Annotated in this window: 1 protein-coding gene; it reads left to right on the top strand. The window is 50.9% G+C overall.

Translation table 11 applies throughout. The features are described 5' to 3' along the window. The first annotated feature begins 78 nt into the window (after positions 1-78). Positions 79-228 (top strand): nucleotidyltransferase domain-containing protein, encoded by a 150-nt coding sequence (locus AB4Z23_RS27920; protein ID WP_323131579.1) that lies wholly within the window; start codon positions 79-81, stop codon positions 226-228. The last annotated feature ends 358 nt before the right edge of the window (positions 229-586 follow it).

The following is a 586-nucleotide window of genomic DNA, read 5'->3' as shown; positions in this document are numbered from 1 at the left end:
GCTCTCTTTGGCCCGATCATGTCGCCCGGTCTGTAATAGGTAAAGCATGTAGATGGTTTTCGGAGGTTGTTATAACATTTGGGTCATGGACCGAACCATTGCCATCCGACGCTTAAAGAAGCACGATCGCGCCATAAACGGCATGGGCGCGACGGGCCTTATCTATTTGGATCAACAGCGCGGGATGAAGCCGGCTCTTCCAGCGATTTAGACGTTTTCATTGATTAAGACCTTTCCAAAAAGTTCTCGCGTCTGGACCTACTTGGGGTTAAGCAGTTTCTTGAAGAAAAGCTGGCCATAGAGGTCGATGTGACCACTCGCAATAGCCACCATCCCATGCTTCGCCGCGACAACGACCAATCGGCTGTTCGAGCATTTTGATGGTAAAGCGAAAAGTAGAGCCTGTTCTGGCGGAAATGCTGGAAGAAATTGAAGGCATTCAGAGCCACACGACCGGTAAGACATTAGCGGACTTTGAACAAGCTTGCCGTCAACCGTGGGCTGGAAATCGTCTCCGAAGCATCACGGCACGTTCCCGATGAATTGCTCGTGTTAGCGCCGAGTTGCTGGAGCACAACCTTAACGA

Origin of the sequence: Agrobacterium sp. MCAB5 (assembly GCF_052114365.1) — a bacterium.
Classification (GTDB): Bacteria; Pseudomonadota; Alphaproteobacteria; order Rhizobiales; family Rhizobiaceae; genus Agrobacterium; species Agrobacterium tumefaciens.
The sequence above is the reverse complement of the archived record's forward strand: the minus strand, read 5'-3'. Positions and strand labels throughout refer to the sequence as shown.